This is a genomic window from Rhodococcus sp. OK519, from assembly GCF_003051005.1.
GTDB lineage: Bacteria > Actinomycetota > Actinomycetes > Mycobacteriales > Mycobacteriaceae > Prescottella.
Window position 1 is genome coordinate 1 of record NZ_QAOW01000010.1, and the last position, 26,070, is coordinate 26,070.

24 protein-coding genes and 1 pseudogene are annotated in these 26,070 nt (G+C 67.4%); 19 read left to right on the forward strand and 6 right to left on the reverse strand.

The annotated features are described in order from the left end of the window. Nucleotides 1-161, reverse strand: a pseudogene (locus C8K36_RS25275) (3-ketosteroid-9-alpha-hydroxylase); the annotation flags it as partial. A gap of 613 nt (nt 162-774) precedes the next feature. On the opposite strand from C8K36_RS25275, the gene C8K36_RS21155 reads away from it, so the two are divergent. The 3 genes from C8K36_RS21155 to C8K36_RS21165 all read left to right on the forward strand — a co-directional run bounded on the left by C8K36_RS21155 (nt 775) and on the right by C8K36_RS21165 (nt 4,297). Then, on the forward strand, nt 775-2,346 hold the full coding sequence (locus C8K36_RS21155) for an ABC transporter substrate-binding protein (RefSeq protein ID WP_258195530.1): 1,572 nt from the start codon (nt 775-777) through the stop codon (nt 2,344-2,346). Between the two features lie 26 nt (nt 2,347-2,372). Then, nucleotides 2,373-3,272 (forward strand): IclR family transcriptional regulator, encoded by a 900-nt coding sequence (locus C8K36_RS21160; RefSeq protein WP_107986671.1) that lies wholly within the window; start codon nt 2,373-2,375, stop codon nt 3,270-3,272. 71 nt (nt 3,273-3,343) lie between these two features. Further along, the gene (locus tag C8K36_RS21165) at nt 3,344-4,297 is read left to right on the forward strand and encodes a phosphotriesterase family protein (RefSeq protein WP_107987029.1); all 954 of its coding nucleotides are present in this window, start codon (nt 3,344-3,346) and stop codon (nt 4,295-4,297) included. A gap of 55 nt (nt 4,298-4,352) precedes the next feature. On the opposite strand, the gene C8K36_RS21170 is transcribed toward C8K36_RS21165, so the two are convergent. The 3 genes from C8K36_RS21170 to C8K36_RS21180 all read right to left on the reverse strand — a co-directional run bounded on the left by C8K36_RS21170 (nt 4,353) and on the right by C8K36_RS21180 (nt 6,970). Next, entirely contained in the window at nt 4,353-5,039 is a 687-nt protein-coding gene (locus C8K36_RS21170) for an SDR family NAD(P)-dependent oxidoreductase (RefSeq protein ID WP_107987031.1), read from the reverse strand. A 79-nt stretch (nt 5,040-5,118) separates the two neighbouring features. After that, the gene (locus C8K36_RS21175) at nt 5,119-5,811 is read right to left on the reverse strand and encodes a TetR/AcrR family transcriptional regulator (RefSeq protein WP_258195531.1); all 693 of its coding nucleotides are present in this window, start codon (nt 5,809-5,811) and stop codon (nt 5,119-5,121) included. Nucleotides 5,812-5,872: 61 nt separating this feature from the next. Next, nucleotides 5,873-6,970, reverse strand: coding sequence for an enoyl-CoA hydratase/isomerase family protein (locus tag C8K36_RS21180; protein WP_107986675.1), 1,098 nt, complete (start codon nt 6,968-6,970; stop codon nt 5,873-5,875). Nucleotides 6,971-7,241: 271 nt separating this feature from the next. Here C8K36_RS21180 and C8K36_RS21185 point away from each other — a divergent pair, with 271 nt between their 5' ends. From C8K36_RS21185 to C8K36_RS21230, 10 genes are all read left to right on the forward strand, one after another. Then, a complete protein-coding gene (locus C8K36_RS21185; protein ID WP_107986677.1) occupies nt 7,242-7,538 on the forward strand; it encodes a hypothetical protein in 297 nt (98 codons plus the stop codon). An 8-nt stretch (nt 7,539-7,546) separates the two neighbouring features. Then, nucleotides 7,547-9,049, forward strand: coding sequence for a class I adenylate-forming enzyme family protein (locus tag C8K36_RS21190; RefSeq protein WP_107986679.1), 1,503 nt, complete (start codon nt 7,547-7,549; stop codon nt 9,047-9,049). Between the two features lie 29 nt (nt 9,050-9,078). Next, nucleotides 9,079-11,454 carry a CaiB/BaiF CoA-transferase family protein gene (locus C8K36_RS21195; RefSeq protein WP_258195532.1) on the forward strand — a complete coding sequence of 792 codons (2,376 nt, stop codon included), beginning with the start codon at nt 9,079-9,081 and terminating at the stop codon, nt 11,452-11,454. Between the two features lie 20 nt (nt 11,455-11,474). After that, entirely contained in the window at nt 11,475-12,641 is a 1,167-nt protein-coding gene (locus C8K36_RS21200) for a thiolase family protein (protein WP_107986681.1), read from the forward strand. Then, a complete protein-coding gene (locus C8K36_RS21205) occupies nt 12,638-13,090 on the forward strand; it encodes a Zn-ribbon domain-containing OB-fold protein (protein WP_107986683.1) in 453 nt (150 codons plus the stop codon). The genes C8K36_RS21200 and C8K36_RS21205 overlap by 4 nt, the downstream gene beginning before the upstream one ends. Continuing rightward, a complete protein-coding gene (locus C8K36_RS21210) occupies nt 13,087-13,980 on the forward strand; it encodes an SDR family NAD(P)-dependent oxidoreductase (RefSeq protein WP_107986685.1) in 894 nt (297 codons plus the stop codon). The genes C8K36_RS21205 and C8K36_RS21210 overlap by 4 nt, the downstream gene beginning before the upstream one ends. Nucleotides 13,981-14,068: 88 nt before the next feature. Then, a complete protein-coding gene (locus C8K36_RS21215) occupies nt 14,069-15,232 on the forward strand; it encodes an amidohydrolase family protein (protein WP_107986687.1) in 1,164 nt (387 codons plus the stop codon). Then, nucleotides 15,229-15,498 (forward strand): hypothetical protein, encoded by a 270-nt coding sequence (locus tag C8K36_RS21220; RefSeq protein WP_107986689.1) that lies wholly within the window; start codon nt 15,229-15,231, stop codon nt 15,496-15,498. Before C8K36_RS21215 ends, C8K36_RS21220 begins: the two co-directional genes overlap by 4 nt. Next, nucleotides 15,495-16,619, forward strand: a complete 1,125-nt coding sequence (locus tag C8K36_RS21225) for a zinc-dependent alcohol dehydrogenase (RefSeq protein ID WP_107986691.1) — start codon at nt 15,495-15,497, stop codon at nt 16,617-16,619. The genes C8K36_RS21220 and C8K36_RS21225 overlap by 4 nt, the downstream gene beginning before the upstream one ends. Nucleotides 16,620-16,846: 227 nt before the next feature. Continuing rightward, entirely contained in the window at nt 16,847-17,356 is a 510-nt protein-coding gene (locus tag C8K36_RS21230; protein WP_107986693.1) for a hypothetical protein, read from the forward strand. A gap of 12 nt (nt 17,357-17,368) precedes the next feature. Here the strand turns inward: C8K36_RS21230 and C8K36_RS21235 are convergent, their stop codons facing one another. Next, nucleotides 17,369-18,517, reverse strand: coding sequence for a T3SS (YopN, CesT) and YbjN peptide-binding chaperone 1 (locus C8K36_RS21235; protein ID WP_107986695.1), 1,149 nt, complete (start codon nt 18,515-18,517; stop codon nt 17,369-17,371). Between the two features lie 234 nt (nt 18,518-18,751). On the opposite strand from C8K36_RS21235, the gene C8K36_RS21240 reads away from it, so the two are divergent. Beyond that, nucleotides 18,752-19,828: an alpha/beta hydrolase gene (locus C8K36_RS21240; RefSeq protein WP_258195548.1), complete on the forward strand. Its 1,077-nt coding sequence runs from the start codon at nt 18,752-18,754 to the stop codon at nt 19,826-19,828. Nucleotides 19,829-19,838: 10 nt separating this feature from the next. Here C8K36_RS21240 and C8K36_RS21245 read toward each other — a convergent pair whose 3' ends face one another. Continuing rightward, nucleotides 19,839-20,480, reverse strand: coding sequence for a DUF4232 domain-containing protein (locus C8K36_RS21245; RefSeq protein ID WP_107986699.1), 642 nt, complete (start codon nt 20,478-20,480; stop codon nt 19,839-19,841). Between the two features lie 219 nt (nt 20,481-20,699). Here C8K36_RS21245 and atzF point away from each other — a divergent pair, with 219 nt between their 5' ends. The 5 genes from atzF (at nt 20,700) to C8K36_RS21270 (ending at nt 26,065) form a co-directional block, all read left to right on the forward strand. After that, a complete protein-coding gene (gene atzF / locus C8K36_RS21250; protein ID WP_107986701.1) occupies nt 20,700-22,418 on the forward strand; it encodes an allophanate hydrolase in 1,719 nt (572 codons plus the stop codon). A gap of 169 nt (nt 22,419-22,587) precedes the next feature. Then, the gene (locus C8K36_RS21255; protein ID WP_107986703.1) at nt 22,588-23,577 is read left to right on the forward strand and encodes an ABC transporter substrate-binding protein; all 990 of its coding nucleotides are present in this window, start codon (nt 22,588-22,590) and stop codon (nt 23,575-23,577) included. Nucleotides 23,578-23,635: 58 nt separating this feature from the next. Continuing rightward, nucleotides 23,636-24,466, forward strand: coding sequence for an ABC transporter permease (locus C8K36_RS21260; RefSeq protein WP_258195534.1), 831 nt, complete (start codon nt 23,636-23,638; stop codon nt 24,464-24,466). A 38-nt stretch (nt 24,467-24,504) separates the two neighbouring features. Continuing rightward, nucleotides 24,505-25,320, forward strand: a complete 816-nt coding sequence (locus C8K36_RS21265; protein WP_107987037.1) for an ABC transporter ATP-binding protein — start codon at nt 24,505-24,507, stop codon at nt 25,318-25,320. Between the two features lie 22 nt (nt 25,321-25,342). Continuing rightward, nucleotides 25,343-26,065, forward strand: a complete 723-nt coding sequence (locus tag C8K36_RS21270) for a GntR family transcriptional regulator (RefSeq protein WP_107986705.1) — start codon at nt 25,343-25,345, stop codon at nt 26,063-26,065. Nucleotides 26,066-26,070: the final 5 nt, after the last annotated feature.

Genomic DNA, 26,070 nt, shown 5'->3' on the forward strand with positions numbered 1-26,070 from the left:
GCGAAGACCACCAGCTTGGTGCCGAAGGCGTGGATCGAGTGCGGCTTGCCGTCGCGCAGGTCGCGCGTCAGCCCGACGCAGTGCCAGCCGCGCGCAAACCTGGTCGGCGCCGAACCGGCGTCGATCATCCGCACTTCGCTGTCGATCTCTGATGTCGTCATGCGATTCCCATACATTCCGTGGTGTTTCCGTGAGGACTTATCGGGGTCGCGGACTCTCGCGCGGCCCTCGCAGGAGTGCGCACGCCCGTCGGATACCGGTCCGGGACCGATCGAACACTGTGCGCGCCGGATTGTTTCGCCGGCCCGAGACTCGAGGCGGTCGGGACGACCCGGCTGATCGTCGAGGCCTCCTGGATGTGCGCTCGCGACTTTGTGCTGCTGTCGAGTCGTAACACCCTGCCTGTTTGCTGTCCGTGGCCGACGCTATCACGGGAGGAGCGCGCCATAAATAGAACAGGGTTTCAATCATGATGAGATATGCGACTTACTCGCCAGTATGTCTTGCATTCACGTGTCGGACTGGTGTCTCATTGCGGGAGAACCGGATTCTTAATGTTCGTCAGGTTGTGCAGTCGGCAACCCCAGTCCGGTGGTCCTCGCATGTGACGGTCGAGGACCGTCAGCGTTTCGTGCGCGGGGAACCCTTCCGAAACCAGCGGCCCCATCGGCCGTCTGGAGATCAGCATCAGCTCAATGAATTTCGAAGTCCGACACGTTCGAGAGGATCGATATGCGGGATCGACTATGGCGTGGTTGTCGTTCGGTCGCGGTCGTGGCGATCGGTGCCGTGGCACTGACCGCGTGCGCGTCCGCCGATGGACAGGGTTCCGGCGAGTCGGCCGGGGGCGGTGAGTACTCGATCGGATACGTCGGCGAACGCGCTGTCGACGACGCCGCTGTCGACGGCGGCGTCGTGACATATGGGTCCTACGGCTTCCCGGCGACGCTCGATCCGACGAAGACCTTGATGGCAGGATCGACCGGTGGCACCGAGTTGGCCGCCATCTACGACACGCTGGTTCGTTACGACTTCGAAAAGTCCGAGTACGTACCGCAGTTGGCGGCGAGTCTGAAGTCGTCAGATGGCGGGCAGACATGGACGATCACGTTGCGCGAGGGCGGTACCTTCAGCGACGGGACGCCGGTCGACTCGGTCGCCGTGAAGTGGAGCTTCGATCGATATGTTGCCGCCAAACGCGATGCCGCCCAGATGTGGACCAACACCGTCGCCGGTGTCGAGACACCCGACGCCAAGACAGTTGTCATCAAGCTCCAGCGATCGTGGGCCGATTTTCCGGTCATGCTCTCGTCCGGGCCCGGGGTGATCGTCGCGCCGAGTTCGGAGGCGAACGGCGCGTTCACGCCGATCGGTGCGGGCCCGTTCGCGGTCACCCGCTTCGCGCCGAACGAGGTGCTCGAGCTTGCGCCGCGCGCCGATTATGTCGGCGGTAAGCCGCGCTTGGCCGGGCTGCGTTTCGTTCCGACGCCGAACGCGCAGGGCATGTTCGAGTCCATGCGGAGCGGTGAGCTCAACGCCGGCTACCTCTACCGCAACACCGAGGTGATCGACAGTGCGATCGACGCCGGCTACGAGGGCTACCTGGACACCCAGGGGCTCGGGGCGATCGGGATCATCAACCAGCGCGAGGGCCGTCCCGGTGCGGACGTGCGGGTGCGCCGGGCGATCTCGCTCGGTGTGGATCCCGACGCGCTCAACCAGCGCGTCAATTCCGGTAACAGCCCGGCGGGCTCGTCGATGTTCCCCGAGGGCTCGAAGTGGCACAACGGCGAGGCGGCGGGCGTCGCGTACGACCCCGACAAGGCCCGGGAGTTGCTGAACGAGGCGAAGGCCGACGGCTACGACGGCAAGCTCACGTACGCGGCCATCAACGAGGAGGGCGCGCGTCAGGGTGCGTTGGCGGTCCAGGCCGCACTCGACTCGATCGGCTTCGACGTGGAGATCGCGTACGCCAACAGCGTCACCGACCTGACCCGCCGGGTCTACATCGACCGCGACTTCGACGTCGCCCGCAGTGGCGCGTCCCTCATCGACGCCGCGCCGCTGCTACGTCTGTACGCCTCGCTCGGGAGTACCTCGAACAACAACGCCGCCGGCTACAACAGCCCCGAGATGGATGCGCTGCTGGTGAAGCTGCAGACCGCCGGTGACGATGGCGACAAGCAGAAGGTCATCGACGACATCCAGATGCTGGCCAACGAAACCGTGCCGTATGCCGTGTGGGCGCCGTCCGTCGTGTTCACGGCGTGGACGCCGAAGCTGCACGGCGCCAACGTCACCATCGACAACGTGGTCCTCTTCGACGACGCCTGGATGGAGCAGTAGTCGCAATCGAAAGTTCGGAGGTCTCGATGACAACGGTCGACCACACTGGATCAGCAGCCGCTGGGCGGGGTCGGGGTAGCACGCCGCCATCCATGATCGAGCGAATGACGCTGATACTGGATGTGTTCGAGGACCGGTCGACCCGGCTGACTCTCGAGGAGATCGGTGTCCGGACTCAGCTGCCGCGGTCGACGGTGCATCGCATCCTCGAACAGCTCGTGCGGCTCGACTGGGTCGAGCACGCCTCGTTCGGCTACTGCCTGGGCCGGCGCGCGTCCAGCCTCGGCAGTGGCAACGGCAGTAGCAACGGCGACCTCCGGGTGGCGGCCGCGCCTCTACTGCACGAGTTGCACTTGCAGACCGGCATGGTTGTCCACCTCGCGGTTCTCGACGGCCGTGACAGTGTCTACCTCGACAAGGTCGGCGGGCGGCACTTCGCGTCGACGCTTCCGTCGCGGGTGGGCGGGCGTTGTCCGGCGTACTCGACGGCCGGAGGAAAATCGATGCTCGCGTGGCTCACGCCCGAACACGTGGACAGCCTGTACGAAACACAGCTCAGTCGCCGCACGAACCACACCATCACGGGTCTCTCGACGTTGCATCAGGAACTCAACCGGATCCGTCAGCGTCGAGGGCTGGCCTTCGAGAGCGGAGAGTCGGTACGGGGCGTCGCGTGCGTCGGTGTCGCCGTCCGGGGCCACGACGGTCCCGCCGCAGCGATCTCTCTGTGCGGTGACGCCCGCACCGCACAACTCGAGCGCGTCGCACCGCTGGTGGTCGACGCCGCCCGCGAGATCTCGCGGGCGCTGTATCCCGACCTCGGCCGGCCGCGTCGTGGACGCCGAGCCGCGGTGGCACCGGCCGAAACCTGGTCCGCCGACACCATGGACCGACTCCTCTCGATCCAGAGCGGGCAGTGGATGTGAGGTAGCCCCAACCGCGAACGGCTCCTGCGGTTCGCGTCGCTCTCGACCAACCCGATACCAAGGAGATGCAGATGCCGGTGCACGGTGTCCACGGCCCGATCGAACGCTCGGAGCTGGGGCAGACCCTGATACACGAGCACATCGTCACAGCCGACTGGTCGATGCGGATGGCTTTCGGTGATCACTACTACAACCACGACGTGGTGGTGTCCAGGGCCGTCGAGCAGTTTTCGCGGGCCGCGGCGTGCGGGGTGCGAACCGTCGTGGACGCCACTCCGGTGAACATGGGTCGCGACGTGCGCCTCATCTGTGAGGTCGCGGAGCGGACGGGGCTCAACTTCATCGTCTCCAGCGGGTTTTACCACCAGGACGAGGTCTACCTGACCTGGCGGACCGAGGACGAGATCCACGAATTGCTGAGCAGGGAGTGCCAGGAAGGTATTGCGGGGACGAATGTTCGACCGGGAATCATGAAGGCGGCGTGTGCGGATCACGGCATCACCCCGATCCTCGACAAGGTATTCCGGGCCATCGGCAGGGTCGCCGCCGAGCAGCGGCTCCCGATCTTCTGCCATCACCACACCGACGTCGGTAACGGCGATGCGATCGTGGACCTGTTCGAGTCCTGCGGGGTCGCGCCGAGTCGACTCGTTCTCGGGCACAGCGGTGACACCAACGATCTCCGCTACTTGGAGAAGATGCTCGCCCGAGGGTGTTATCTGGGGATGGACCGGTTCGGGCACTGTGCCGTGAGCAACAGCCTCGAAGACCGTGTGCGCACGATCGTGGACCTGTGCGCTCTCGGCTACGGTGACCGGCTACTGCTGTCCCACGACTTGGCGATCTACTTCGGCGTTTCCGGGTCGTGGCAGGAGTTCGAATCCGAGGACTCAGCCCCGCCCGGCGTCGACTTCACGTTCATTCACCGCCAGGTCCTCCCGGCACTCGAGGCTGCAGGGCTGGCACCCGAAGAAGTGCGCGCGATGCTCGAACGAAACCCGGTCGAGTTCCTCGCGAACGACTGACCGTGCCGTCGCGCCGGTGCGCGGACGAACTCGTCCGCGCACCGGCGCGTAATCGTCAGAGACCCAGCGGAATCGCGGCACCCGAGATGGGGGCGGAGTCGTCGGAGAGCAGGAAGGCGATCACCTTGGCGATGTCTGTCGGTGCAACCCAGTTCGTCCGGTCGGAATTCGGCATCGACGCGCGGTTGGCCGGAGTGTCGATCACACCGGGCAGCAGGGCGTTCGAGCGGATGTGGTCCTTCTTGTACTCGACAGCGATGGACTCGGCCAGTGCCAGGACGGCGGCCTTCGACGTGCTGTAGGCGGTGCCACCCGGGAAGGGCTTCAGGGCAGCCCCGGACGACATCGATACCACCGACCCGCCGCCGTTCGCGATGAGGTGCGGAAGTCCTTCGCGCAGAACCGCATACGTGGTGAGTACGTTCAGGTGCAACTGGCGGTCGATCGCCTCGGCGTCGGCCTCGTGGGTGCGCGGACCGGACTCGAAGCCGCCGACGAGATTGACCAGCGCAGTCAGTGGCGCGTCGGAGGCGCCGGCTGCGACCGAGACGGCCTCGGAGAGTTCGGTGGGAACGGACACGTTGCACCGGATCAGTTCGAGGCGATCGTGACTCTCCAAACGGGTCACCTCGGACGGTTCGATGAACGGCACCACGACTCGCCATCCCAGGGAAAGCAGGTGATTGGTGACGGCGACGCCGAGAGCGCCCGTCCCACCAGTGACGAAAGCTGTTCCAGTCATCTTCGGATCCTTCATGATTTCAGGGTCGGTGCCGGCCGAACACGGGCAGCGACCGGTGCGGGGGCGCCAGGCGCCCGTTTCAGCGATGTGCGGATGCGACCCAGCCGTTGAACAGGAAGTCGACGAACTCGTCGGCGAGTTTGATGCCGTCCACGTCGGGGTCGCCGTCACACGTGTAGTTCGAGTTCAGAACGGAGCGGAATGCGACGGCGGCGAGCGCCACGTCCATGTCCCGGAACGTGCCGTCGTCGACGCCTGCCCTGATGATCCGCTCCACCGCGTCGGCCCACCGTTGGCGCTTGACCTGGACCTCGGCGAGTTGGGCGCCGTTGAGCCGCATCCATTCCCGCTCGAACACCTTCGCGGCATCCGGGTTGGCCATGGACCAGCGCAGATGGATGCGGGCGAGCATGCGGAGCTTGTCGATCGCGCCGACGTCCGATGCCTCGACCCGCAGGAGTGCGGCCTCGCCACTCTCCGCAATCTCGCCGACGATCTGGTAGAGCAGGTCTTCCTTGCTCTTGATGTGCACGTAGAGGCTGCCGGCATGCACGCCGACGAGGGAGCCGATGTCCCGCATCGACGTCCCGTCATACCCGCTCTCGGCGAATCGTCGAACGGCCGCCTCGCGAATCTTCGTCAGAAACGCGGACTTGGCGTCGTCGGACGGTCGATCGTTCGTTGGCTTCCGATCGAGTTTCGACGGCATGTTCACGGCCCTTCTGCGACGCGGCAGCGCGCGAACGCCCGCTGGTTCCAAAGCTTCGGTCATCATGGCAGGAGAACCGCACTACCAGCAACAAGCGTTTGCTGTACCGCGTGTCCGGTTCGCGTCAGTGGATCGTGTCGACCGCGTCGACGAGGCCCCAGTCGAGTGCGGTGCCGACGTCGAGGCGCGCGCCGGTCACGAACAGGTGCATCGCGCGCCACCGCCCGATCCGCCGCGGAATGCTTGCCGTCCCACCTGCTCCCGGGATCAAACCCATCTCGACCTCGGGTAGTCGGAACCACGCGTCCGGGCTCGCCACCACGCGTCCCGCGAACGCCGGAATCTCGATTCCACCACCGACACAGGCTCCGTGAACGCGAACTTCGATCCGCCCGGCCAGTGCGTGGACGAGGAGCCCCGCCCCGCCGCGGGTGCGGATCAGATGTGCCAGCGCGAGATCGGGCGTGGTGCCGAACTCGTCGAGATCGCCGCCGGCGCAAAAAGACGGTCCGGCACCGTCGAGCACGACGCGGGAGACGGACGGATCCGATGTCGCGACGATCAACGCGCTGGTGAGAGCGTCGCGTAGTCGGGCTCCGTAGGCATTCCGGCGTTCCGGGCGGTTCAGCGTCACCCAGAGCTCGTCACCGTCGCGAACTGTCAGGACCGGGTCGTCGGTGGGTGTCGGAGGCAGTGGTCGGGGTCCGCGATGCGCGAGCCAGCGCGCGAACTCGGGTCCACCGAGCAGCGTGGAGTAGGCCAGCGATTCGACGTCCATGGCTGCGGGCACGTCGAGGCCGTTACCGGCCCGGACAACCTGCCGCAGGACGACGGAGGCCTGCGGATTCGCGCCGACGCGGGCCGCGAAAGCCGTGACAGCGTCGTCCGGATCGGGGGCGTGGACGACCGAGCGGTGGGCGTTCCGGCCGAGGTCGGGGTCGTCGGTGTACGTCACGTCGAGCGACTGTGTGATTGCGGTCAGTCCGCCGCCTTCGCCGACTGGGCGAGGGCCTCGGTGAACTCCGAGGAGGATCCGGTCGGCCTGGTGCGCGCGCCGGGCCGCGGCTGCGAGTACTTCGGGGTCGTCGACTCCGTCGGAGCCCGGGGTCAGGTCGACGACCATCAGGGGCGTGTCGATCGCGGCGCCGTCGTCGAGTAACGGCGCATCGGCGATGCCGTCGGCGAGTTGGCGGGCCGTGATGTGTGGTGCGTGGGAGTCCATCCGGTCCTCGTGGATCGAAAAGCTTTGTGCAAGTGTGAGTGTGTGGAGTATAGAACACGGTTCTCGACGATTGCGTGGTTGTGCCCCTGAGGCGGCGGAGGATGACGGCGAACCTCGTTCCAGTGTTTGACGAGGCTCACACGGGCTGCCATAGTGGCGTGCAACAAACGTTTGCTCGGATTTCTGAAGCCGGGCTGTGTCGGCCGGGCACCGATGTTGTTTCCGTGTGCCCGAGAGTATCGACCTCGAATCACCTCAAGGAGTCATTCTCATGCAGTTGCGTGTCGGAGCCAGATTGCGAAGCACCACGTCAGCGGCCGAACTGATCGTGATCCGGGTACCCGGTGGCGACGTCGACATCTGTTGTGACGGCGCACCGATGGTCGCCCCGGAGCAGGCCGGCGATCCCTCGGGTGGCACGAGCGGGGAACTCCAGCTCGGCAAGCGTTACAGCAACGCAGAGGGCACCGTCGAGTTGCTCTGCACCAAGCCCGGATCCGGTGTCCTCACCGCAGACGGAGAACCGCTGGGTGTCAAGGCGCCCAAAGCGATGCCCGCATCCGACTGAGGAGCCAGATGAACATCCTGACCCTTCTCGAGATCGCCGCCGGCGCGGACGGCGACCGAGTTGCCATCGGCGACAAGCACGACGGCCTCACCTACGCCCGCTTGCTCGAACTGGCGGGCGCGTTCGCGGCCGGCCGCACGGATGCCGCCGAGCAGACAGTCTTGTACGGATCGACGGCCTCTCCGGCTTTCCCGATCGCGCTGTTCGGTTCGGCGTGGAGCGGAGTCCCCTTCGCGCCGATCAGCTATCGACTCGCCGACGAACCCCTGCGCCGACTCGTCGAAGGGCGGGCGCCCGCCCTCCTCGTCGCCGACGGCACCGTCGCCGACATCGGCGCGCAGGTGGACGGTGTCGAGACCGTGGGCCCGGTGGCGCTGGTCGAGAACCTCTGCGCCGCTCCCACTGTCGAGATCGCGCCCGCGGAGCAGGATCCCGAGGCGCCGGCGGTCCTGCTGCACACCAGCGGCACCACCGGCACGCCCAAGGTAGCGGTCCTGCGCCACCGGCATCTGGTCTCGTACGTCCTCGGTGGCACCGAACTGTTCAGCGCAGGACCTGACGAGGCCGCCCTCGTCAGCGTGCCCCCGTACCACATCGCGGGCGTTGCGGGACTGCTGACAGGTCTCTACAGCGGCCGTCGGATCGTGCAGATGCCGAACTTCGACGAGCGGGAGTGGGTCCGCCTCGTGCGCGAACAGGGGATCACCCACGCGATGGTCGTGCCGACGATGCTCGCCCGCATCGTGGATGTGCTGGCCGAGGACGGGCGCGGTCTGCCCTCGCTGCGCCACCTCTCCTACGGCGGCGGCCGCATGCCGTTGCCTGTCATCGAGAGGGCTCTGGAACTGCTGCCGGAGGTCGCCTTCGTCAACGGCTACGGACTGACCGAAACTTCCTCGTCCATCGCCGTTCTCGGACCCGCGGAGCATCGTGCCGCCGTCGAGGCTGTCGATCCGGTGATCCGGCGGAGGCTGGGATCGGTGGGCCTGCCCGTTCCCGATGTCGAGATCGTCGTTCGTGACGATGATGGGCTCGCCGTCCCGGCCGGGGAACGCGGCGAACTGTGGGTGCGCGGCGCGCAGGTGTCGGGGGAGTACGCCGGAGTCTCGATGCTCGATGCCGACGGTTGGTTCCGGACCAAGGACGGAGGCTGGATCGACGACGAGGGCTACGTCTTCGTGGAAGGACGCCTCGACGACGTCATCGTCCGCGGCGGCGAGAACTTGTCGCCCGGCGAGATCGAAGACGTGATCGGCGAGCACCCGCACGTCGAGGACGTCGTCGTCTACGGCGTCCCCGACGACCAGTGGGGTGAGGTCGTCGTCGCGGCCGTCGTGCCGCGGGCGGACGGAGCGGTCGACGCCGCCGAGATCCAGGCATGGGTGGGCGGCAGACTCCGGTCGTCTCGGGTACCGGCGCACGTCGAGTTCCGGACGGCCCTGCCCCGCACCGACCTCGGCAAGGTGCTGCGCCGCGTGCTGCGCGAGCAGTTCGTCCCCGTCACCGCCTGACGACCCCCCAGCGATCGAAAGGATCCACAGTGCAACAGCAGGATGTGCTGCTTCGGGATTTCCGCGTGGTCGACTTCTCCACGGGTATCGCAGGTTCCTACTGCACCAAGATGCTGGTGGACGCGGGCGCGGATGTCGTCAAGGTAGAGACCGGCGCCGACGGTGACCCGTTGCGGTGCTGGCGACAGAGCGGCGACACCGGCCCCGGCGACGGTGCCCTGTTCCAGTACCTGGCGGCAGGAAAGCGATCGATCCGCGGTTCGTTGCGCGACAGCCGCGTTCGCGAATTCGTCGCCGGCGCCGACCTCGTGGTCGAGTCCGGTGAATTGACTACGGATGACATCGAATTCGTCCGCCGGACAACCCCCGGCGTGGACATCTTGTCGGTCACCCCGTTCGGACGCACCGGACCGTGGGCCCACCTGCCGGCCACCGACTTCACTCTCCAGGCACTCGCGGGTTCGATGGCCATTCGCGGACCGGAGGGCCGGGAACCGCTACAGGCCGGAGGACGCCTCGGCGAGTGGATCGCCGGATCGTTCGCGGCAGCCACCGCGCTGGGCCTGCGGGTCGGGGCCGCCGGCCGCGGACGCGGCGGCGAGTGGGCGGATCTGTCGATGCTCGAATCCATGGGCGTCGCAATGGCTCTCTATCATCCCGTGACAGCCGTGTTGTCGGGTGCGCCCGGACGGCGCACGCCTCGGACGGTGGAGATCCCGTCGATCGAGCACGGTCTCGACGGCTATGTCGGCTTCTGCACGATCACCGCGCAGATGTTCGAGGACTTCCTGATCATGATCGACCGTGCCGACCTGCTCGCGGACGACTCGATCGTCGACGTGCGCAGGCGCCAGGAACGCTACGCCGAGTTCAAGTCGACGATCGAATCCTGGACCACGTCGATGCCGGTCGAGGCGATCGACGAGATTGCCAGTGCCATGCGGATTCCCGTCGCTCCGATCGGGACACCCGAGACGGTCACGCAGAACATGCACTTCGCCGAGCGCGGGGTGTTCGTCGAAAACCCCGCGGGCTTCGTCCAGCCCCGGCGGCCGTACCTGGTCGACGGCGCACTGCCCGATCCCGTCCGCGCCGCCCCGTCGCTCGGCGAACACGACAGCGATCGGCCGTGGAATCCGCGCACGCAACCCTCACGCACGCTCGACGAGACGGACGACGCACCCCTGGCCGGGGTCCGGGTCCTCGACCTGACCGCATTCTGGGCGGGTCCTGCTGCGACCCAACTGCTCGCGGGAATGGGCGCCGAGGTCATCAAGGTCGAGTCCGTGCAGCGTCCCGACGGGATGCGCTTCACCTCGACCAGATCGCCGGGCGAACCCGATTGGTGGGAGGCAGGTGGCGTCTATCAGGGTGCCAACGCGGGCAAACTCGGTGTGACACTGGACCTGAGTAGGCCCGAGGGTGTGGATGTGTTGCTCGAGATGATTCGCAACTCCGACATCGTCATCGAGAACTTCTCGCCCCGAGTCCTCGACAACTTCGGCCTCACCTGGGAGCGGATTCACGAGGCGAACCCCGCCGCGGTGTTCGTCCGGATGCCCGCGTTCGGGCTGTCGGGCCCCTGGCGGGACCGCACCGGATTCGCGCAGACGATGGAACAGGCCACCGGGCTGTCGTGGATGACGGGCTACCGCGACGGCAGCCCGATGGTCCTCAAGGGCCCGTGCGATCCCGTCGCCGGACTGCACGCCGTGGTCGCGACGCTCTCGGCGCTCGAACTTGCGCGATCCCGCGGCCGGGGCTGCTTCGTCGAGGTGCCCATGGTGGAAAGCGCGCTCAACGTGGCCGCCGAGATGGTGATCGAACACAGCGCCTACGGCAACGCCCTGTCCCGGGACGGAAATCGCGGCCCGATCGGAGCCCCGCAGGGTGTGTACCGGTGCGCGGGCGAGGAGAACTGGCTGGCGGTCGCGGTCACCGACGACGCCCGATGGGAGGCCGCGTGCGACGTTCTGGGTTTTCCGGACTCCGTGCTCGAACCCGAGTTCGCTTCCGCGAACGGTCGTCGTCGCCACCACGATCGCCTCGACGAACTGCTCACCGAGTTCTGCGCGGCCCGTGACGTCGATGAGCTCGAGGGGGCACTGACCTCGCGGGGCATCGCGGCCGCCCGCGTCGTCGACCCGAGCCGGATCCTCGACAACCCGCAGGTGCGGGCCCGCGGTTTCCCGGAGAAGCTCGACCACCCGGTCCTCGGCACATTCGAGATCCCGGGCCTCCCTGTGGTGTTCGCCTCGCACTCCGGACCGGCCTTCACCGTGCCGGCGCCCCTGCTCGGCCAGCACAACGCCGAGGTGCTCACCGCACTGGCCGGGGTGGACCCGGAGCGTCTCGTGCAGCTTTCCGATGCCGACGTGATCGGCCATCGCCCCCTTCATCTTTGATCCTGACAGGAGTACTCGATGTGAGCGCACATCCCTTTCGCGACGTGGTGATCGTCGCGGCCTACAACACCGAGCAGGCGCGGGTGTTGGAGGGCCACGACAGTTTCACGATCAGCCTCGATGCCGCACGCGGCGCCATTGCCGAGTCCGGTATCGACCCGACCACGATCGACGGCGTGTACAGCAAGACTGCGCCGCAGCTCATCTACTCGCTGGGCCTGGGCCCGGTCTGGAACGCGAACAACCCGGGCGGCATCACCGGCGTCCTGCACGCGGCGAGTGTCGTTGCCGCAGGACTGTGCGAGACCGTGCTCGTCGCCGACGGCGAGGCCGGCCGCTACACCGAACGTGAATCCACCGCACCGTGGACGCGACCGTCCAACGAGTTCGTCGCCCCGTTCGGCCTCTACACGGCTTCGGAGTTCGCGCTCATCGCCCGACGACACATGCACCAGCACGGCACGACACCGGAACAGATGGCATCGGTGGCCGCCCGGATCCGCAACAACGGCAACATCAATCCGGACGCGATCTACTACGGGCGTGGCCCGTTCACCGTCGAGGACATCCTGGCCTCGCGCATGATCGCGGATCCGTTCCACCTGCTCGACTGCGCCATGACGTCCGAGGGCGGCTGCGCGCTCATCATCACCACTGCCGAGCGTGCGAAGGATCTACCCGGCAAGCCCGTCTACGTTCTCGGCGGCGGACTGGACCACATGGGGCCGTCGTACCAGCACGCACCGAGCTGGGACCTCGGGAGCCGGTCCTCCGACATCCCCAACGGCTACGTCGGTCGTCGGGCGGCGCGTAAGTCGTTCGCGATGGCCGGACTGCAGCCTGCCGATGTGGACGTGGCCGAGCTCTACGATCCGTTCTCGTTCGAGATCATCAGGCAGTTCGAGGCTTTCGAGTTCTGTGGCGACGGCGACGGCGGCGAGTGGGTTGTCGAGAACGTCGCCGGCGACGATCCGAAACTCCCGATGACCACCGATGGCGGCTTGATGTCGTACAGCCACGGCGGTGGGATCGTGCAGCTGACTCAGCGCATCGCGCGGGGTGTGCACCAACTCCAAGGCGTGTGCGAGACCAACCAGGTGAACGACGCCGAGGTGGTGCTGTGCAGCAACGGCGGCGCCGGCGCCTTCTTCACCGACGTCCTGCTACTGGGAAGTGAGCGACCATGAGCGAGCACACGATCGTCACCGTGCTGGGCCCGCAGCGGGCCGGGATCCCGCTGCCGACCCCCACCGTGCTGTCCCGGCCGTTCTGGGAGGGTTGCGCCGAGGGAGAGCTGCGCTATCAGCGCTGCACCGCCTGCGGCCGTGCCGAATTCGACCCCAACATGCTCTGCCGCGGGTGCGGTTCGGATGACCTCGAGTGGCAGGTCAGCGCCGGCCGCGGCACCGTCTACAGCTACACCGAGGTCACGCGACCGCAGACGCCGGCGTTCACCAGTCCGTACGTCGTGGTGATCGTCGAACTGGACGAGGGCTACCACATGGTGTCCAACATCGTCGGCTGCACGACCGCCGATGTGCGGATCGGGATGCCGGTCGCCGTCGAGTTCCACGAGATCGACGGTGGCGTCGTCCTCCCGTACTTCGCCCCGACGGCCGGCGGGGTGAACCCGTGAGCGCCGACGCGACTCCGCATGTCGCCGTGGTCACCGGCGCGAGTCGCGGCATCGGACGTGCGATCGCCCGCCGATTCGCTGCGGACGGCATCCACGTCCTGGCGGTCTCGCGTTCGCTGCGGGCCGGCGACGGACGCCTGCAGGGTTCGCTCGAGGAGACGGTCGCGCAGATCGCCGCGGACGGCGGCGCCGCTGCCCCGCTCGTGTTCGACCTCGGTGACCCGTCCGCGGACCGTGCATCGGTGATCGCGCACGCCGAACAGACCTTCGGTGCGCCCGTGGACATCCTCGTCAACAACGCCGCGGCGACCCGCCGATTCGATCAGTTGTACGGCGAGATGACGCGCGAGTCCTTCTACGACTCGGTGGAGACGAACGTCTGGGCCGGCTGGGATCTCGCCACCGCGGCGGTGCCCGGCATGCGCAGTCGCGGCGCCGGGTGGATCCTGAGCATCTCGTCGACTCAGGCCGGCCCGCGCAAGGGGCCGCCGTTCGCGCCGAACTCGACCTTCGGCGCCTGCCTGTACGGCGGCACGAAGGCGATGATCGACCGCATCACGACCGGCGCGGCCATGGATCTGTACGACGACAACATCGCGGTGAACACCTTGGCACCGGAGTATTCGATCGCGACCGAGAACGCGCTGACCGTGCCGGGCGTCACCACGAACAATTCCGAACCGGAGGAAACCATCGCGGAGGCCGCGTTGGCGCTGTGTACCGGGGACCCCAAGGCGCTGACCGGAAAGATCACGCGCAACCTCGGCCTGCTCGTCGAGCTGAATCGCCCGGTCCGCACGCTCGACGGTACGTCGCTCGTTCCCGGGTGGCAGCCCGCGGACATCGACACGACGCGGATTCGGCCGGGATACCTCTCCGCCGTCATCTGACGTGGCGGACTCCGCGCACGATTTCGCGGATACCCGCCCCATTCTTTGCAACAATCGTTTGTTACAGACTTTTACAGGAGGCACGTCAATGCCACTCCAGCCGTGGATGAAGCTCGTCTCGGTCGATGACCACCTCATCGAGCACCCCACTGTGTGGGCCGACCGTCTGCCCACCAAATTCCTCGAGGCCGGCCCCCGCATCGTCGAGGAGCCTTCGCCGTCGGGTGGTGCGCCCATGCAGGTCTGGAACTACCAGGGCCGCCGTTTCCCCGCGATCGGGCTCAACGCGGTAGCGGGTAAGAATCCCGAGGACTTCGGGATGGAACCGGTCCGCTACTCCGACATGATCCCGGGTTGCTACGACCCCAAGGCTCGACTGGCCGACATGGACCTCGACGGCGTGTGGGCACAGACCTGCTTCCCGTCGTTCCCGCGCTTCGCCGGGGCACTGTTCACCGTCGAGAGCAAGGACATGGAGCTGGCGCTGCTGAGCGTCAAGGCTTACAACGACTACGTCCTCGACGAGTGGTGCGCGGCCGCGCCCGACCGGTTCATCCCGGTGATCATCCTGCCGCTGTGGGACATCGCGGAATGCGTCGAGGAGATTCAGCGCACTGCCGCGAAGGGCGCCAAGGGCATCACCTTCCCGGAGGATCCGGTTCCGCTCGGGCTGCCGTCGTACTACACCGACCACTGGGACCCGGTCTTCGCCGCCGCCCAGGACACGGGCATGCCGCTGTGTATGCACTTCGGCTCCTCGGGTCGTCCGCCGGCGACCGCGGAGGAGGCCCCGTACGCGGTGACCATCTCGCTGTACGCGACCAACATGATGTCCTCGACCTCGCACCTGCTGTTCTCGCCGGTGTTCCACAAGTTCCCGGGCCTCAAGGTGGCGCTGTCCGAGGGCAACATCGGTTGGGTGCCTTACATGCTCGAGCGGATCGACGCGGTTTGGGAGCGTCATCGTCACTACCAGAACGTCGTTCAGGATGTGGTGCCGTCGACGCTGTGGTTCAAGAATATGTACGGCTGCTTCATCGACGACGACTTCGGCCTGAAGAACCGGCATGTCGTCGGCCTCGACAACATCACCTGGGAGTGCGACTACCCGCACTCGGACTCCTACTGGCCCAACAGTCGCAAGCATGCCGAGTTCCGTTTCCAGGACGTGCCGGACGACGAGGTCGTCAAGATCGTCGAGACCAACGCCCGCCGACTGTTCAACTTCCACGACGACGGTGGGAAGGCGTGACCTCGCCCGATAAGTTCGGCTGGCAGCAACCCCCGATCACGCCGATGACGGCGGAGGAGCGGATCGAGGCCGACGACTGGGTCGAGCAGGACCTGCTCACCCGGGACCTGGCCGCCGAGCGCCTCGACGCCGTCGTCGCGCAGGCGACCGCGGAACTCGACCATCTCGAAAAGGTGGATGCCGATCCGGCGGCGATCGAGTTGGTACGCAAACGGATCACAGCGGCCGAGGCGTCCCGCCGCTACGTGGAGGAGGGCCGGAAGTGACGATCACGGCAACAGCACTGGTGCAGACCGGTCCGCGCGAGGTGCGGTTCGAGGAGATTCCGATTCCGGCCCTGGAGTCCGGCGCAGCACTGCTGCGGGTGGAGGCCAACGGCCTGTGCGCCAGCGACATCGACTCCTGGGAAGGCAAGCACTCGGCGTACGCGCCGGGCGTCTCGCCGTTCCCACGGATCAACGGACACGAGATCGTCGGCATCATCGAGGACATCGGCGGGGGAGTGCGTGCGGACGGGGTTCGCGTCGGCGACCGGGTCGCCGTCAACCCGTTCCTCTCGTGCGGCCGGTGCGAGGGCTGCCGCGAGGGAGCGACGATTCGCTGCACGGGGTTCCCGTTCCGGCCGAACGCTTACGGCTACATCCAGACCGGGCACGCGCCGTCGCTCTGGGGCGGTTACTCGACGCACGTCTACATCCATCCGAATGCGATCCTGCACCCGTTCCCGGAGACGACCGACCCGCTCGACGCGACGCTGTGGAATCCCCTGGCGGCCGGCATCGAATGGGCGGTCACCACTCCCGGCACCACTATCGGGACCACGTTCGCGGTGCTCGGGTGCGGTCAGCGCGGTCTGGCAGCGGTGGTGGCGGCGAAGGCTGCCGGTGCCGACGTGGTCCTCGCGACCGGGCTGGCGCGGGATCGGCACAAGTTGGACCTGGCCACCGAGTTCGGTGCCGATGTGGTGGTGGACGTCGAGACCGAGGATCTGCGCGAGGCGGCGCGGCAAGCGACAGGTGGACGCGGCTTCGACGTCGTGCTCGATACGTCCCCGCATGCGACCGGGCCGATCCTCGATGCGCTCGACATCGTGCGCAGCGGAGGGACCGTGGTGTCCGCGGGGCTCAAGACCCGGCCGATCGAGAACTTCCCGATCGACCTGTTGACGCTCAAGAACATTCGCCTGGTCGGGTGCGCGGGCTCGAGCGTCCGGTCCTACCAGCAGGCCGCGAGTATCGTCGCGTCGGGCCGATTTCCGCTCAGTCGCATGCGGACCCATGTGCTCGGGTTCGACCGCCTCGAGTACGGCATCGAGTTGCTCCGGGGCGACCACCCGCAGGAGCGCCCGATCAACATCGTGATCACCCCGACCCTGAGCGGAATCTGACAGGTCGAGGTTCCGTCCCGCGCGCAAGTTTGTCTCCCGCGCGCGCAATCGTGCGCGCGGGAGGTCGATTCGCGCGCGGGACGAATGCGACGCACTCGCCCGTCGATATAGACCTTTCGGTCGGTTTTGTCGGGGTTTCGCATCGCGCGACCAGAACGGTGCGGTATAACTGCGGCCGTAGATCAATCGGTGCCACCGGACGGTGGCCGTATCCGGGGGCTTTCGAAATGACGACATCTGGTGATCGACGCGTGCGCGGAAACAGGCGCGTACTGGTGGCGAGCGGGCTGGGCGCGGGCCTGATGCTCGTCGCAGGATTGACCGCCTGCGGCTCGTCCGACGACACGTCCGCGGCGGCAGTGCCGGCAACGAGCACAACGGTCGTCCCCGCGCCGGCGACATCGTCTGCGGCGCCCGCATCGAGCGCCGCCGTCACCCCCTCGGCAACGGCTCCCGTCGGAGTGCCGGCCGCAGCCCCTGCTCCGGCCGCTGCCCCCGCGCCGACACTCGTGCCCATGCCGAACGTGATGTGCATGAATCTCCAGGCCGCACAGAATCTCATCCAGGACGGCGGGGTCTTCTTCTCGCGCAGCACGGATGCCACCGGCAAGGGGCGGAACCAGGTTGTCGATTCGAACTGGATCGTTGTCGGTCAGACCCCCGCGGTGGGTGCACTGATCGGTGAGGGCGATGCCGTGCTTTCCGTCGTGAAGATCGGCGAACCGAGCCCCTGCTGACGGCAGACGACCCTACTGATCGTCGAGGTCGTCGAACAGCGACGGCTGGATGGGCTCCTGAACCGGACGGTGCTGTTCGGGCTTGTTGTCCGGCCGAGCATCCCGCAGCGGATCGGGGCTCTCAGCGGGGGACTCGGCCGCCGGGGGTGCCGGTGTTGGAGGATCGCCGACAGTGGCGGGAGGAACTTCCGAGAAGTGCAGGACGCCACCGAAGTGCGTCGCGAACTCCTCGTCGACACCGCCCAGGAACTCCCCGAGGTGCTCGACCATGTCGGCGAGGTGCTGTGGCACGTACGGGTCGGCGAGCATGTCGATCATCACTCGCAGTCTGTCCTCGTAGAGCGCGAACCGCAGGTACGGCCATCGGCGGTTGAGGTCGCCGATGAGTTCCGACGCACGGGTGCGCCCGCTGATGTCGCGGACCAGCGGTGCCCACAGCTGGATCTCGGGAGCGGCCTCGTTGGCGATCACCAGTGCGAGCGCCGTGCCGAACCGGAGGACGATATCGCCGTCCTGATCACGCTCTGGCGCGTGGCCGAGGATGTCGTGGACGGTGTGAGCGATCACCTCGCGTAGGTGTTCGGTGTCCCGGGGGCGGATCGACACGTATCGGTCGAGCGGCGCGGGGCGCGGCACCCCGTCAGGCGCCTCCGTAGGCACGGGGTCGACGTCCGCGCCGAGGTGATGCAGGGCCAGGAAGCTCGGGTGCGGGACGTCCCACAGATCCCGGAACACCGCGACGATCATCGCTGCGAGCTGGTCGGCCCACCGCGGCGCCTTCTCGACGAGGAGTGCGGGTTCGTCGCCGATGTCGAAGTCGTCGAACTGCAGCGGCGGTTCGACGGGGTTCGGTTCCGTCCAGCCGGCAGAGACCAGTCGGGCGCGGTCGGCGGCGGTCAGCCGTCGTCGTGGCGGCAGATTCAGGTCCGTCGGGATCTCGCAGCGAACGACTGCGCCGTCGGCGCTGTCCGTCACGCGGCACTGCACGAATGGGACACGACCGTCGGCATCGTCGGTTTCACACGTGGCTTCGAGGATCAACTGGTCGTCGACCGAGGCCGCAGCGATGCGGTCGGCGAGGCGTGACCGGTAGGAGTTCCACGCGTCGTCGACCGCACGATCGAAGTCGCTACCAACGAACCTGTTCGAGAACTCGGACACAGTAATACGGTATCGCGCCCGTCGAATGGAAATCGAAGCGGCGGTCCGAGACGAGCAATGACGCCGGGTTGACGGCGAATATCAGGTTTGTCCGATCGTTCGCTTAATGTCACCTTCGAGTACGAGACTTGGAGGTATGTGATGCGGGTCGTCCGCGATCAGGACAGAAGGAACGGTGCCCGATGGCGGCGGGGAGGGCCGGCCGGTGCGGCCGTGGGGCTGGGGGCCGCGGCGATGGTGCTGCTCCTGTCGGCGGGTATGGCGACCGCTGCTCCGAGTGACGGCAGTCTCGGTTCCGGCAGCCTGGGCAGCCTCGGAAGCCTGGCCGGCAGCTCGGGCGCGGGCAGTGTGGGCGCGGGGTCGTCGATCCCGGAAGGATTCCAGGAGGATCCGGGACCGCCGCCGGCGCTGCGTGACGACATCACCACCGCCGAGATCGTCGGCGAGAAGTCGCTCTCGGCTCAGGGCGTCCAGCTGACCGTCGCCTCACCCGCGCTGCGCCGTGATGTGACGGTCCAGGTCCTGTTGCCCGCGGACCGGTCCGTCCCGCGGCCCACGCTCTACATGCTCGACGGTGTGAGTGCGCGCAACAACGGCAGCGGATGGATGAGCGCGAGTCTCGGTGATGCGCCGACGTTCTTCCGGGACAAGGACGTCAACGTCGTCCTGATCAACGGCGGACGCGCGAGTCTCTACACAGACTGGGACGAGATCGATCCTCGGCTCGGCCTCAACAAGTGGGAGACCTACCTCACCCAGGAGCTTCCCGGGCTGATCGACAAGAAGCTGAAGACCAACGGCATCAACGCGATTGCGGGCAACTCGATGGGAGCGCAGTCGGCTGTCATGCTCGCGCACCGCAACCCCGAGCTGTACAGCGGCGTCGCAGCGTTCAGCGGTTGCTACTCCACGAACGACGCCCTGGGGCGGCTCACCGTGCAGACCACCGTCACCTCGCAGAGCGGTGATCCCGCCAACCTGTGGTCGGATCCGCAAGGCCCCGAGTGGCTCTCGCACGACTCCGTCCGCAACGCCGAGCAGTTGCGTGGCAAGCCGATCTACCTCTCGGTGTCCAACGGATTGCCCGGGACTTTCGAAGAGGGCTCCGAGGACACGCGCCGCCTGGTGCTCGGTGGTGTGATCGAGGCGAGTGCCAACGTGTGCACGCGGATCTTCGAGTCGCGCCTGAATCAGCTCGACATCCCGGTGACGGTTGACTACGCCGGCGCGGGTGTCCATGCCTGGGACTACTGGCGCGTCCAGTTGCCCAAGGCATGGCCGACCCTCGAAGAGGCGCTCGGCCTCTCCTGACGCGACGCGATCAGCCGGTGACGGCCTGGACCGACAGCTGGTTCAGGCCGTCACCTGTCTTCGAGCACCCTGTGGTCGAGTACGGCACGAAGATCGAGCCGGTGTCGTTGGGCGGGTAGACGCGCAGTCCCGAGACGGGGGTGGGCGCGCACGTGTCCTGGGGGTAGTTCCGCACCTCGACCGCGCGCACCATCGCGGTCGCCGCCGCGTTCGGCGCAAGCGTGACAGCCCCGGCCGACGATCCCGATCGCGTCGCCGCCGCACCCACCTGGGCCCCGTCCGCGCCACCCTGTACGTACGAGACGCCGGGGAATCCGTCGAGAACGCACGTGCGTCCGCTGACGTTCGTGAAGACGAGGGGGAGTTCGGCCGAGCCGGCGGCGCCCTGTCCCTGCCCGAGCGTCAGTCGGAGTTCACTTACCGCACAGCCGGACGTCTGCTGGGCAGTCGTGGTCCCGGCGGCCGCACTCGCAGCGGTCGATGCCGCGGCCGCCTTCGTCGTGGCGGCGGCCGCGGCCGCCGTGACGGACGTCGCCGTGCCGGGAACGGGTTCCGCGGTACCGCCCTCGTCGCTGCTGCACGCCGCTGTGGAGAGCGCCGCAGCGATCCCGACGGCACAGAGCGAGCGGGTCAGGGCGGGATTTCGTGGCATCGCGGAACTCCTGGAAGTCGTCGGATCACTTCCAGTGAATATCGCACGCAGGAGGAACCGCCGCAGGTCGGCTCGCCGAACGCTCGACCGGGCGCAACCTGAGCCGACACGAGATCGTCACTCCGTGTAGCTCGGATGTAACAGCAGCTCACCTAGCGTATACGGCAACGTATACATGATTGGGCCGCCAGCGCGGCCCGTGTGAGAAAGCGGCCACCGATGATGACATTCGACGTCTGCACCCCCACCGAACGAGCCCGAGCGGCCCTCGCGCGCATCGCCGAATGCGGTCGCCCGGAGGTGTGGATCCACGTGCGACCCGAGTCGGACGTCCTCGCCGACGCCGCCGCGGTCGAGCGGCGCCTCGTGGCGGGGGAGGCGCTGCCGCTCGCCGGAACGGTGTTCGCCGTCAAGGACAACATCGATGTGGCGGGGCTGCCGACGACAGCCGGCTGCCCGGAGTTCGCCTACGTTCCGCAGGTGTCGTCGCCCGCCGTGGATCGCCTCGTCGACGCCGGTGCCGTGGTCGTCGGCAAGACGAATCTCGACCAGTTCGCGACGGGACTCGTCGGCACGCGCAGCCCGTACGGCGCCGTGCGGGCCGCGCACCACCCCGACCGGGTCTCGGGCGGTTCGAGTTCCGGCTCCGGTGCCGCAGTGGGCCTCGGGCTGGTGGACTTCGCACTCGGCACCGACACCGCGGGGTCGGGCCGCGTTCCGGCCGCGTTCAACGGGGTGGTCGGAATCAAGCCCACTCTCGGGCTGGTCCCGACCCGGGGGGCCGTCCCGGCGTGCGCCGACTTCGACTGCATCACCGTCCTGGCGCCCACGGTCGACCTGGCCGGGCTCGCGATGTCGATCATGATCGGCCCCGACGCCGTCGATCCTCGCAGTCGCGTGTGGCCGTCCGACGTCGTGCTGGCCGCTCCGCAGCGTCCTCGCGTCGGTGTGCCGATCGAGGCGCAACTCGCGGTGCTCTCCGATAGCTACCGACGGAGTTTCGCGGCCACCGTGGCGCGGGCCGAAGAGGCCGGTCTCGACATCGTGCGTGTGGACATCGCCCCGCTGCTCGACGCCGCCCGGCTCCTCTACGACGGCGCCCTCGTCGCAGAGAGGTTCGCCGCGGTGGGCGACTTCGTCACCTCGAACCCGGACGCCTCGTTGGATCCGACGGTCGCCGCGATCGTGCGGCGTTCGGCTGAGCCGGCGGCGCACGAATTCGTTCGTGATGCAGGGACTCTCGTTGCAGCGGAGCATTATGCGGCAGGGCTGTTCGCCGACCTGGACGCGTTGCTGTTGCCGACGACGACCGAGCACCCGTTGATCGACGACGTGCTCGCGGATCCGGTCGAGATCAACCGCAGGCTCGGCACGTTCACCAACTTCTGCAATCTGCTGGACCTGGCCTCCGTCGCGGTGCCGATGGCGGGCGAGCCCGGTGAATCCTTCGGGGTGATGACCGTGACGCCGGCATTCGGTGACCAGGTCGCCCTCGACATCGCCGCCCGTGTCGTAGGGAGTGGCACCGCCGTCGTCGCGCCGGAATCCGGTGTGCTGCTAGCGGTGTTCGGCGCCCATCTGCGCGGACAGCCACTCCATCATCAGTTGGAGGCGCTCGGTGCCCGGTTCGAGCGGGACGTGGCGACCACGGACGACCACCTGATGGTGCGGCTGGATTCGGAGCCACCCAAGCCGGGTCTGGTCCGAGCGCCCGGCGGTGCGGGTCGCTCGCTTCCCGGGGAGCTGTACCGCCTGTCCTCCGCCGGTCTCGGCAGCTTCCTCGCCGCGCTGCCGGAGCCGATGGCACTCACCGCGATGACGCTGGCCGACGACACCCGTGCAGTCGGGTTCACCTGTACCCCGGCGGCCGCCGCGGCCGGGGTCGACATCACGGAGTTCGGCGGCTGGCGCGCCTTCATCGCCGGAGTGCCGGCATGACGTCGACGTAACGCGGACCGGGTCTCCTGGGCGGATTCGTTAACACTGCGAACACAACGCGGACCACGCCGCGTAACCCTGTCGGACGAGAGTATTCATCAGCGGATACAGCGCGGTATACCGGCTCAGTGCAGTGCATTTCGACGGTTCGATCCCCCAGGAGACCCCCATGACCCTACGTCCATTGCGGTGGCTCGCCATCGTTGCAGCAGGGATCGCGATGCTGTTGACCACGGCATGTAGCAACATCGATTCGACATTCGCCGCCCGGCCTGCCGGGGATGGTGACCGCACGAACGTCGTCAAGGTCGGAACGCTGCGGGGGCAGCCCCACCTTTTCCATCCCTTCTTCTACGAACGCTTCGCTCCGTCCGGAACCGCGGTGGACGTCGTGGTGTTCGACAGTTCGCCGGACATCAAGAATGCGCTCGTGAGCGGCGCGATCGACTTCGGTGTCGCCGGGGTTCCCGCCTTCCTCGCGGGTTCCGCTGCCGGGCAGGATGTTCGCCTCGTCGCGTCCGCTGCCGATGGGGGTACCGGCATCGTCGCTGCGCCGGAGATCGAGACGGTCGACGACCTGCGCGGGCAGAAGATCGGATTCCCGCTCGGCTCCTCGCAAGAGATCCTGTTGCGCCTGACACTGGCCCAGCAGGGCCTCGATCCCGCACGTGACGTTCAGTTGGTCAATCTGCCGTTCTCGGACATGGCGAAGGCCCTTGCCACCGGACAGATCTCGGCATTCGCCTCGGCGGAGCTCGGTCCGGCGACCGCGATCGAGGCCGGCGCCCACCGCCTGGTCTCGCCGTACGACACCCCGGTGGGCCGGGTGAACATCGGCCTGGCGACGACGCAGCGCACCATCGACGCGAAACCCGAACTGGTGCAGGCGATGGTCGACACCCATGTGCGGACCGCCGAGTTCATGGACGGCAATCGCGACGCATGGCACCAGGGTGTGGTCGAGGAGTTCGGCCTCAACCCCGCCGTCGCGCAGACCGCGATCGCGAACATCTGGCCGCGATCGGACCTGTCGGCCGACTACCGCAGTCAGGTGACCGCACTGACCCGTCAGATGGTGGGACTGGGCCAGATTCCGGTGGAGCCCGACCTCGAGACGTTCGTCGACGACTCGTTCCTGAAGGTCTCCGACGATGCGTGACATGTCCACCACGAACGCTGTCGCCCCACCCGTTCCACCCGCTGCCCGAGGAGTTCCCGTGGCCACCGTTACCGCTCCGATCGTCGCACTGAAGAAGAAGGCGGCCGTGCTCTACGGCCTGCCGGCACTGGCACTGCTTGCCGGATTCTGGAGTCTGGGAGTCCGCTTCGGGTGGACCCTCCCTCTCGGGATCCAGATGCAGTTCCTTCCGCCACCCGGTGAGGTGGCGGGCCGGATGTGGGACGTCGCGGTCGGCGGGGTCCACGACGACGCCTACAGCGGATCGCTGTGGCGCCACCTCGCCGCCAGCACGCTCCGGGTGCTCAACGGCTTCCTCCTCGCGGCCGTCTTCGCGATCCCGCTCGGTGTGCTGATGGGCCGATTCGCGCCGGTTCGCCGGGCTCTCGAGACGACGGTGAACCTGGTGCGTCCCATTCCCGTCACGGCGTGGGCACCGCTGACCCTGCTCATCATCGGCTACGGCGACCGGTCGACGATCTTCCTCATCTTCGTCGCCGCGTTCTTCCCCATCCTGCTCAACACGACCGTCGGCGTCGCCCAGGTACCGCCCCGGTTGCTCGAGGCCGCGGCCATGCTGGGCACTCCCAAGGCGAAGACTCTCTACAAGATCGTGATTCCCAGCGCGATGCAGAGCATCACCAGTGGTCTGCGGATCGCGCTCGGCCTGTCCTGGGTGGTGCTGGTTGTCGGCGAGACCGTCGGCATCTCCACCGGATTGGGTGCCATGATCACCCAGGCGCGCGACATGAGCCGCACCGATCTGATCATCGCGGGCATGGTCTTCATCGGCCTCGCCGGCTTCGCCACCGACCGCTTCATGGGGTGGCTCCTGCGGGTCGCGACCCGTGGTCGTCCCGGGTTGTCCTGACCCTCAGCATGATTCCCCACGACGAAAGGACACTCACCATGTCGTACGCAGTAGCGGCACCCGGCACGAACTCCACCGCGACGAAGGCCGCCGACATCGTCATCCGTGATCTCGCCAAGCAGTACGGCGAGGGGCCCGCCGCGGTGCGGGCGCTGGCAGGCGTCGACTTGACGATCGAGTCCGGCGAGTTCGTGTGCCTGGTGGGCGCCAGCGGTTGTGGCAAGAGCACGCTGCTCCGCATGCTCGCCGGATTCGAATCGCACAGCGGGGGCGAGCTTCTGGTGGGAGGCACCCCGGTCGCCGGGCCGGGGCCCGATCGCGGTGTCGTCTTCCAGGACTACGGACTGTTCCCGTGGATGTCGGTGCGCGAGAACGTCGCCTACGGCCCGCGGCAGCGTGGACTCGGCCGCGCCGAGGCGTCGGCTCAGGCCGACAAGTACATCCGTGCCGTGCAGCTCGAGCGGTTCGCCGATCAGTACCCGCACCAACTCTCCGGTGGCATGCAGCAGCGTGTCGCGATCGCGCGGGTCCTCGCCAACAACCCGGCCGTGATGCTCATGGACGAGCCGTTCGGCGCGCTGGATGCGCTGACCCGCACGACCCTCCAGCACGAGCTGGCGAGGATCCAGCGTGCGGAGGGCACCACCGTCATCTTCGTCACCCACAGCATCGAGGAGGCCGTGTACCTGTCGGATCGCGTGGTGGTGATGACCGGGGGTGCCTCGCACGGGGTACCCGGCCACATCCGCGACGTCGTCGACATCGATCTGGGCGACGAACGGGACGTGACGTCGGTGGCGTTCAATGATCTCGAACGCCGCATCGCTGCGATGGTCCACGAGTCGATTCGCTGACGGAAGAGGGAGGCCACACGAGATGACCACCTCGGGACAATCCACCATCGGCCTGGGGGAGCGGGTGTACCGGGAGCTGCGCGAGCAGATCATGAGCGGGAAGGTCTCCGCGCATGACCGACTGGTCGAGGGACGTCTGTGCGAGGCACTCGGCGTGTCGCGCACGCCGCTGCGGGAGGCGCTCGTCCGGCTGCACTCGGACGGCATCGTCACGCGGCGCGACGACGGCTACTACCCGATGTTCCCGGACCTCGACAGCATTCGGGACCTGTACGAGTTGCGGGTCACGCTGGAACTGCGGGGCATCGCCCGACACTTGGAGATCTCCGGGACCGCCGGGACCGCCGCGACCGCCGAACTCCGGTTCGACAGGCCTCTCCTCGAAGCCATTCGACGCCGGTGGCTCGATTTGAGGGCCGACCCGCCGGAACCGTCACCCGACATCGTCCAACTGGATCAGCAGTTCCACCTGGACCTGTCCACCGCCGCCGGCAACCCCGCGCTCACCCGAGCGCTCGCGACGGTGAACAGTCAGATTCGGCTGGTGCGGATGTACGACTACCAGACGCGGGACCGCGTCGACGCGACGGTGAGCGAGCACCTCGACATCGTCGAACAGATCCTCGACGGGGAGTTGGCCGGTGCGCTCGCGGCGTTGCACGCGCATGTCGGGGAATCGCTGGGTGTCGTGGAGGAGCGTGCCATCCGTGCGGTCACTGCGCACGCCCTGCACGGCAGACGCTGACGGAC

Coding starts and splice junctions, on each gene's coding strand:
- C8K36_RS21160 (WP_107986671.1), top strand. CDS start 2,373: ATGACAACGGTCGACCACACTGGATCAGCAGCCGCTGGGCGGGGTCGG.
- C8K36_RS21165 (WP_107987029.1), top strand. CDS start 3,344: ATGCCGGTGCACGGTGTCCACGGCCCGATCGAACGCTCGGAGCTGGGG.
- C8K36_RS21170 (WP_107987031.1), bottom strand. CDS start 5,039: ATGACTGGAACAGCTTTCGTCACTGGTGGGACGGGCGCTCTCGGCGTC.
- C8K36_RS21175 (WP_258195531.1), bottom strand. CDS start 5,811: ATGACCGAAGCTTTGGAACCAGCGGGCGTTCGCGCGCTGCCGCGTCGC.
- C8K36_RS21180 (WP_107986675.1), bottom strand. CDS start 6,970: ATGGACTCCCACGCACCACACATCACGGCCCGCCAACTCGCCGACGGC.
- C8K36_RS21185 (WP_107986677.1), top strand. CDS start 7,242: ATGCAGTTGCGTGTCGGAGCCAGATTGCGAAGCACCACGTCAGCGGCC.
- C8K36_RS21190 (WP_107986679.1), top strand. CDS start 7,547: ATGAACATCCTGACCCTTCTCGAGATCGCCGCCGGCGCGGACGGCGAC.
- C8K36_RS21205 (WP_107986683.1), top strand. CDS start 12,638: ATGAGCGAGCACACGATCGTCACCGTGCTGGGCCCGCAGCGGGCCGGG.
- C8K36_RS21215 (WP_107986687.1), top strand. CDS start 14,069: ATGCCACTCCAGCCGTGGATGAAGCTCGTCTCGGTCGATGACCACCTC.
- C8K36_RS21230 (WP_107986693.1), top strand. CDS start 16,847: ATGACGACATCTGGTGATCGACGCGTGCGCGGAAACAGGCGCGTACTG.
- C8K36_RS21240 (WP_258195548.1), top strand. CDS start 18,752: ATGGTGCTGCTCCTGTCGGCGGGTATGGCGACCGCTGCTCCGAGTGAC.
- C8K36_RS21245 (WP_107986699.1), bottom strand. CDS start 20,480: ATGCCACGAAATCCCGCCCTGACCCGCTCGCTCTGTGCCGTCGGGATC.
- atzF (WP_107986701.1), top strand. CDS start 20,700: ATGATGACATTCGACGTCTGCACCCCCACCGAACGAGCCCGAGCGGCC.
- C8K36_RS21255 (WP_107986703.1), top strand. CDS start 22,588: ATGACCCTACGTCCATTGCGGTGGCTCGCCATCGTTGCAGCAGGGATC.
- C8K36_RS21265 (WP_107987037.1), top strand. CDS start 24,505: ATGTCGTACGCAGTAGCGGCACCCGGCACGAACTCCACCGCGACGAAG.
- C8K36_RS21270 (WP_107986705.1), top strand. CDS start 25,343: ATGACCACCTCGGGACAATCCACCATCGGCCTGGGGGAGCGGGTGTAC.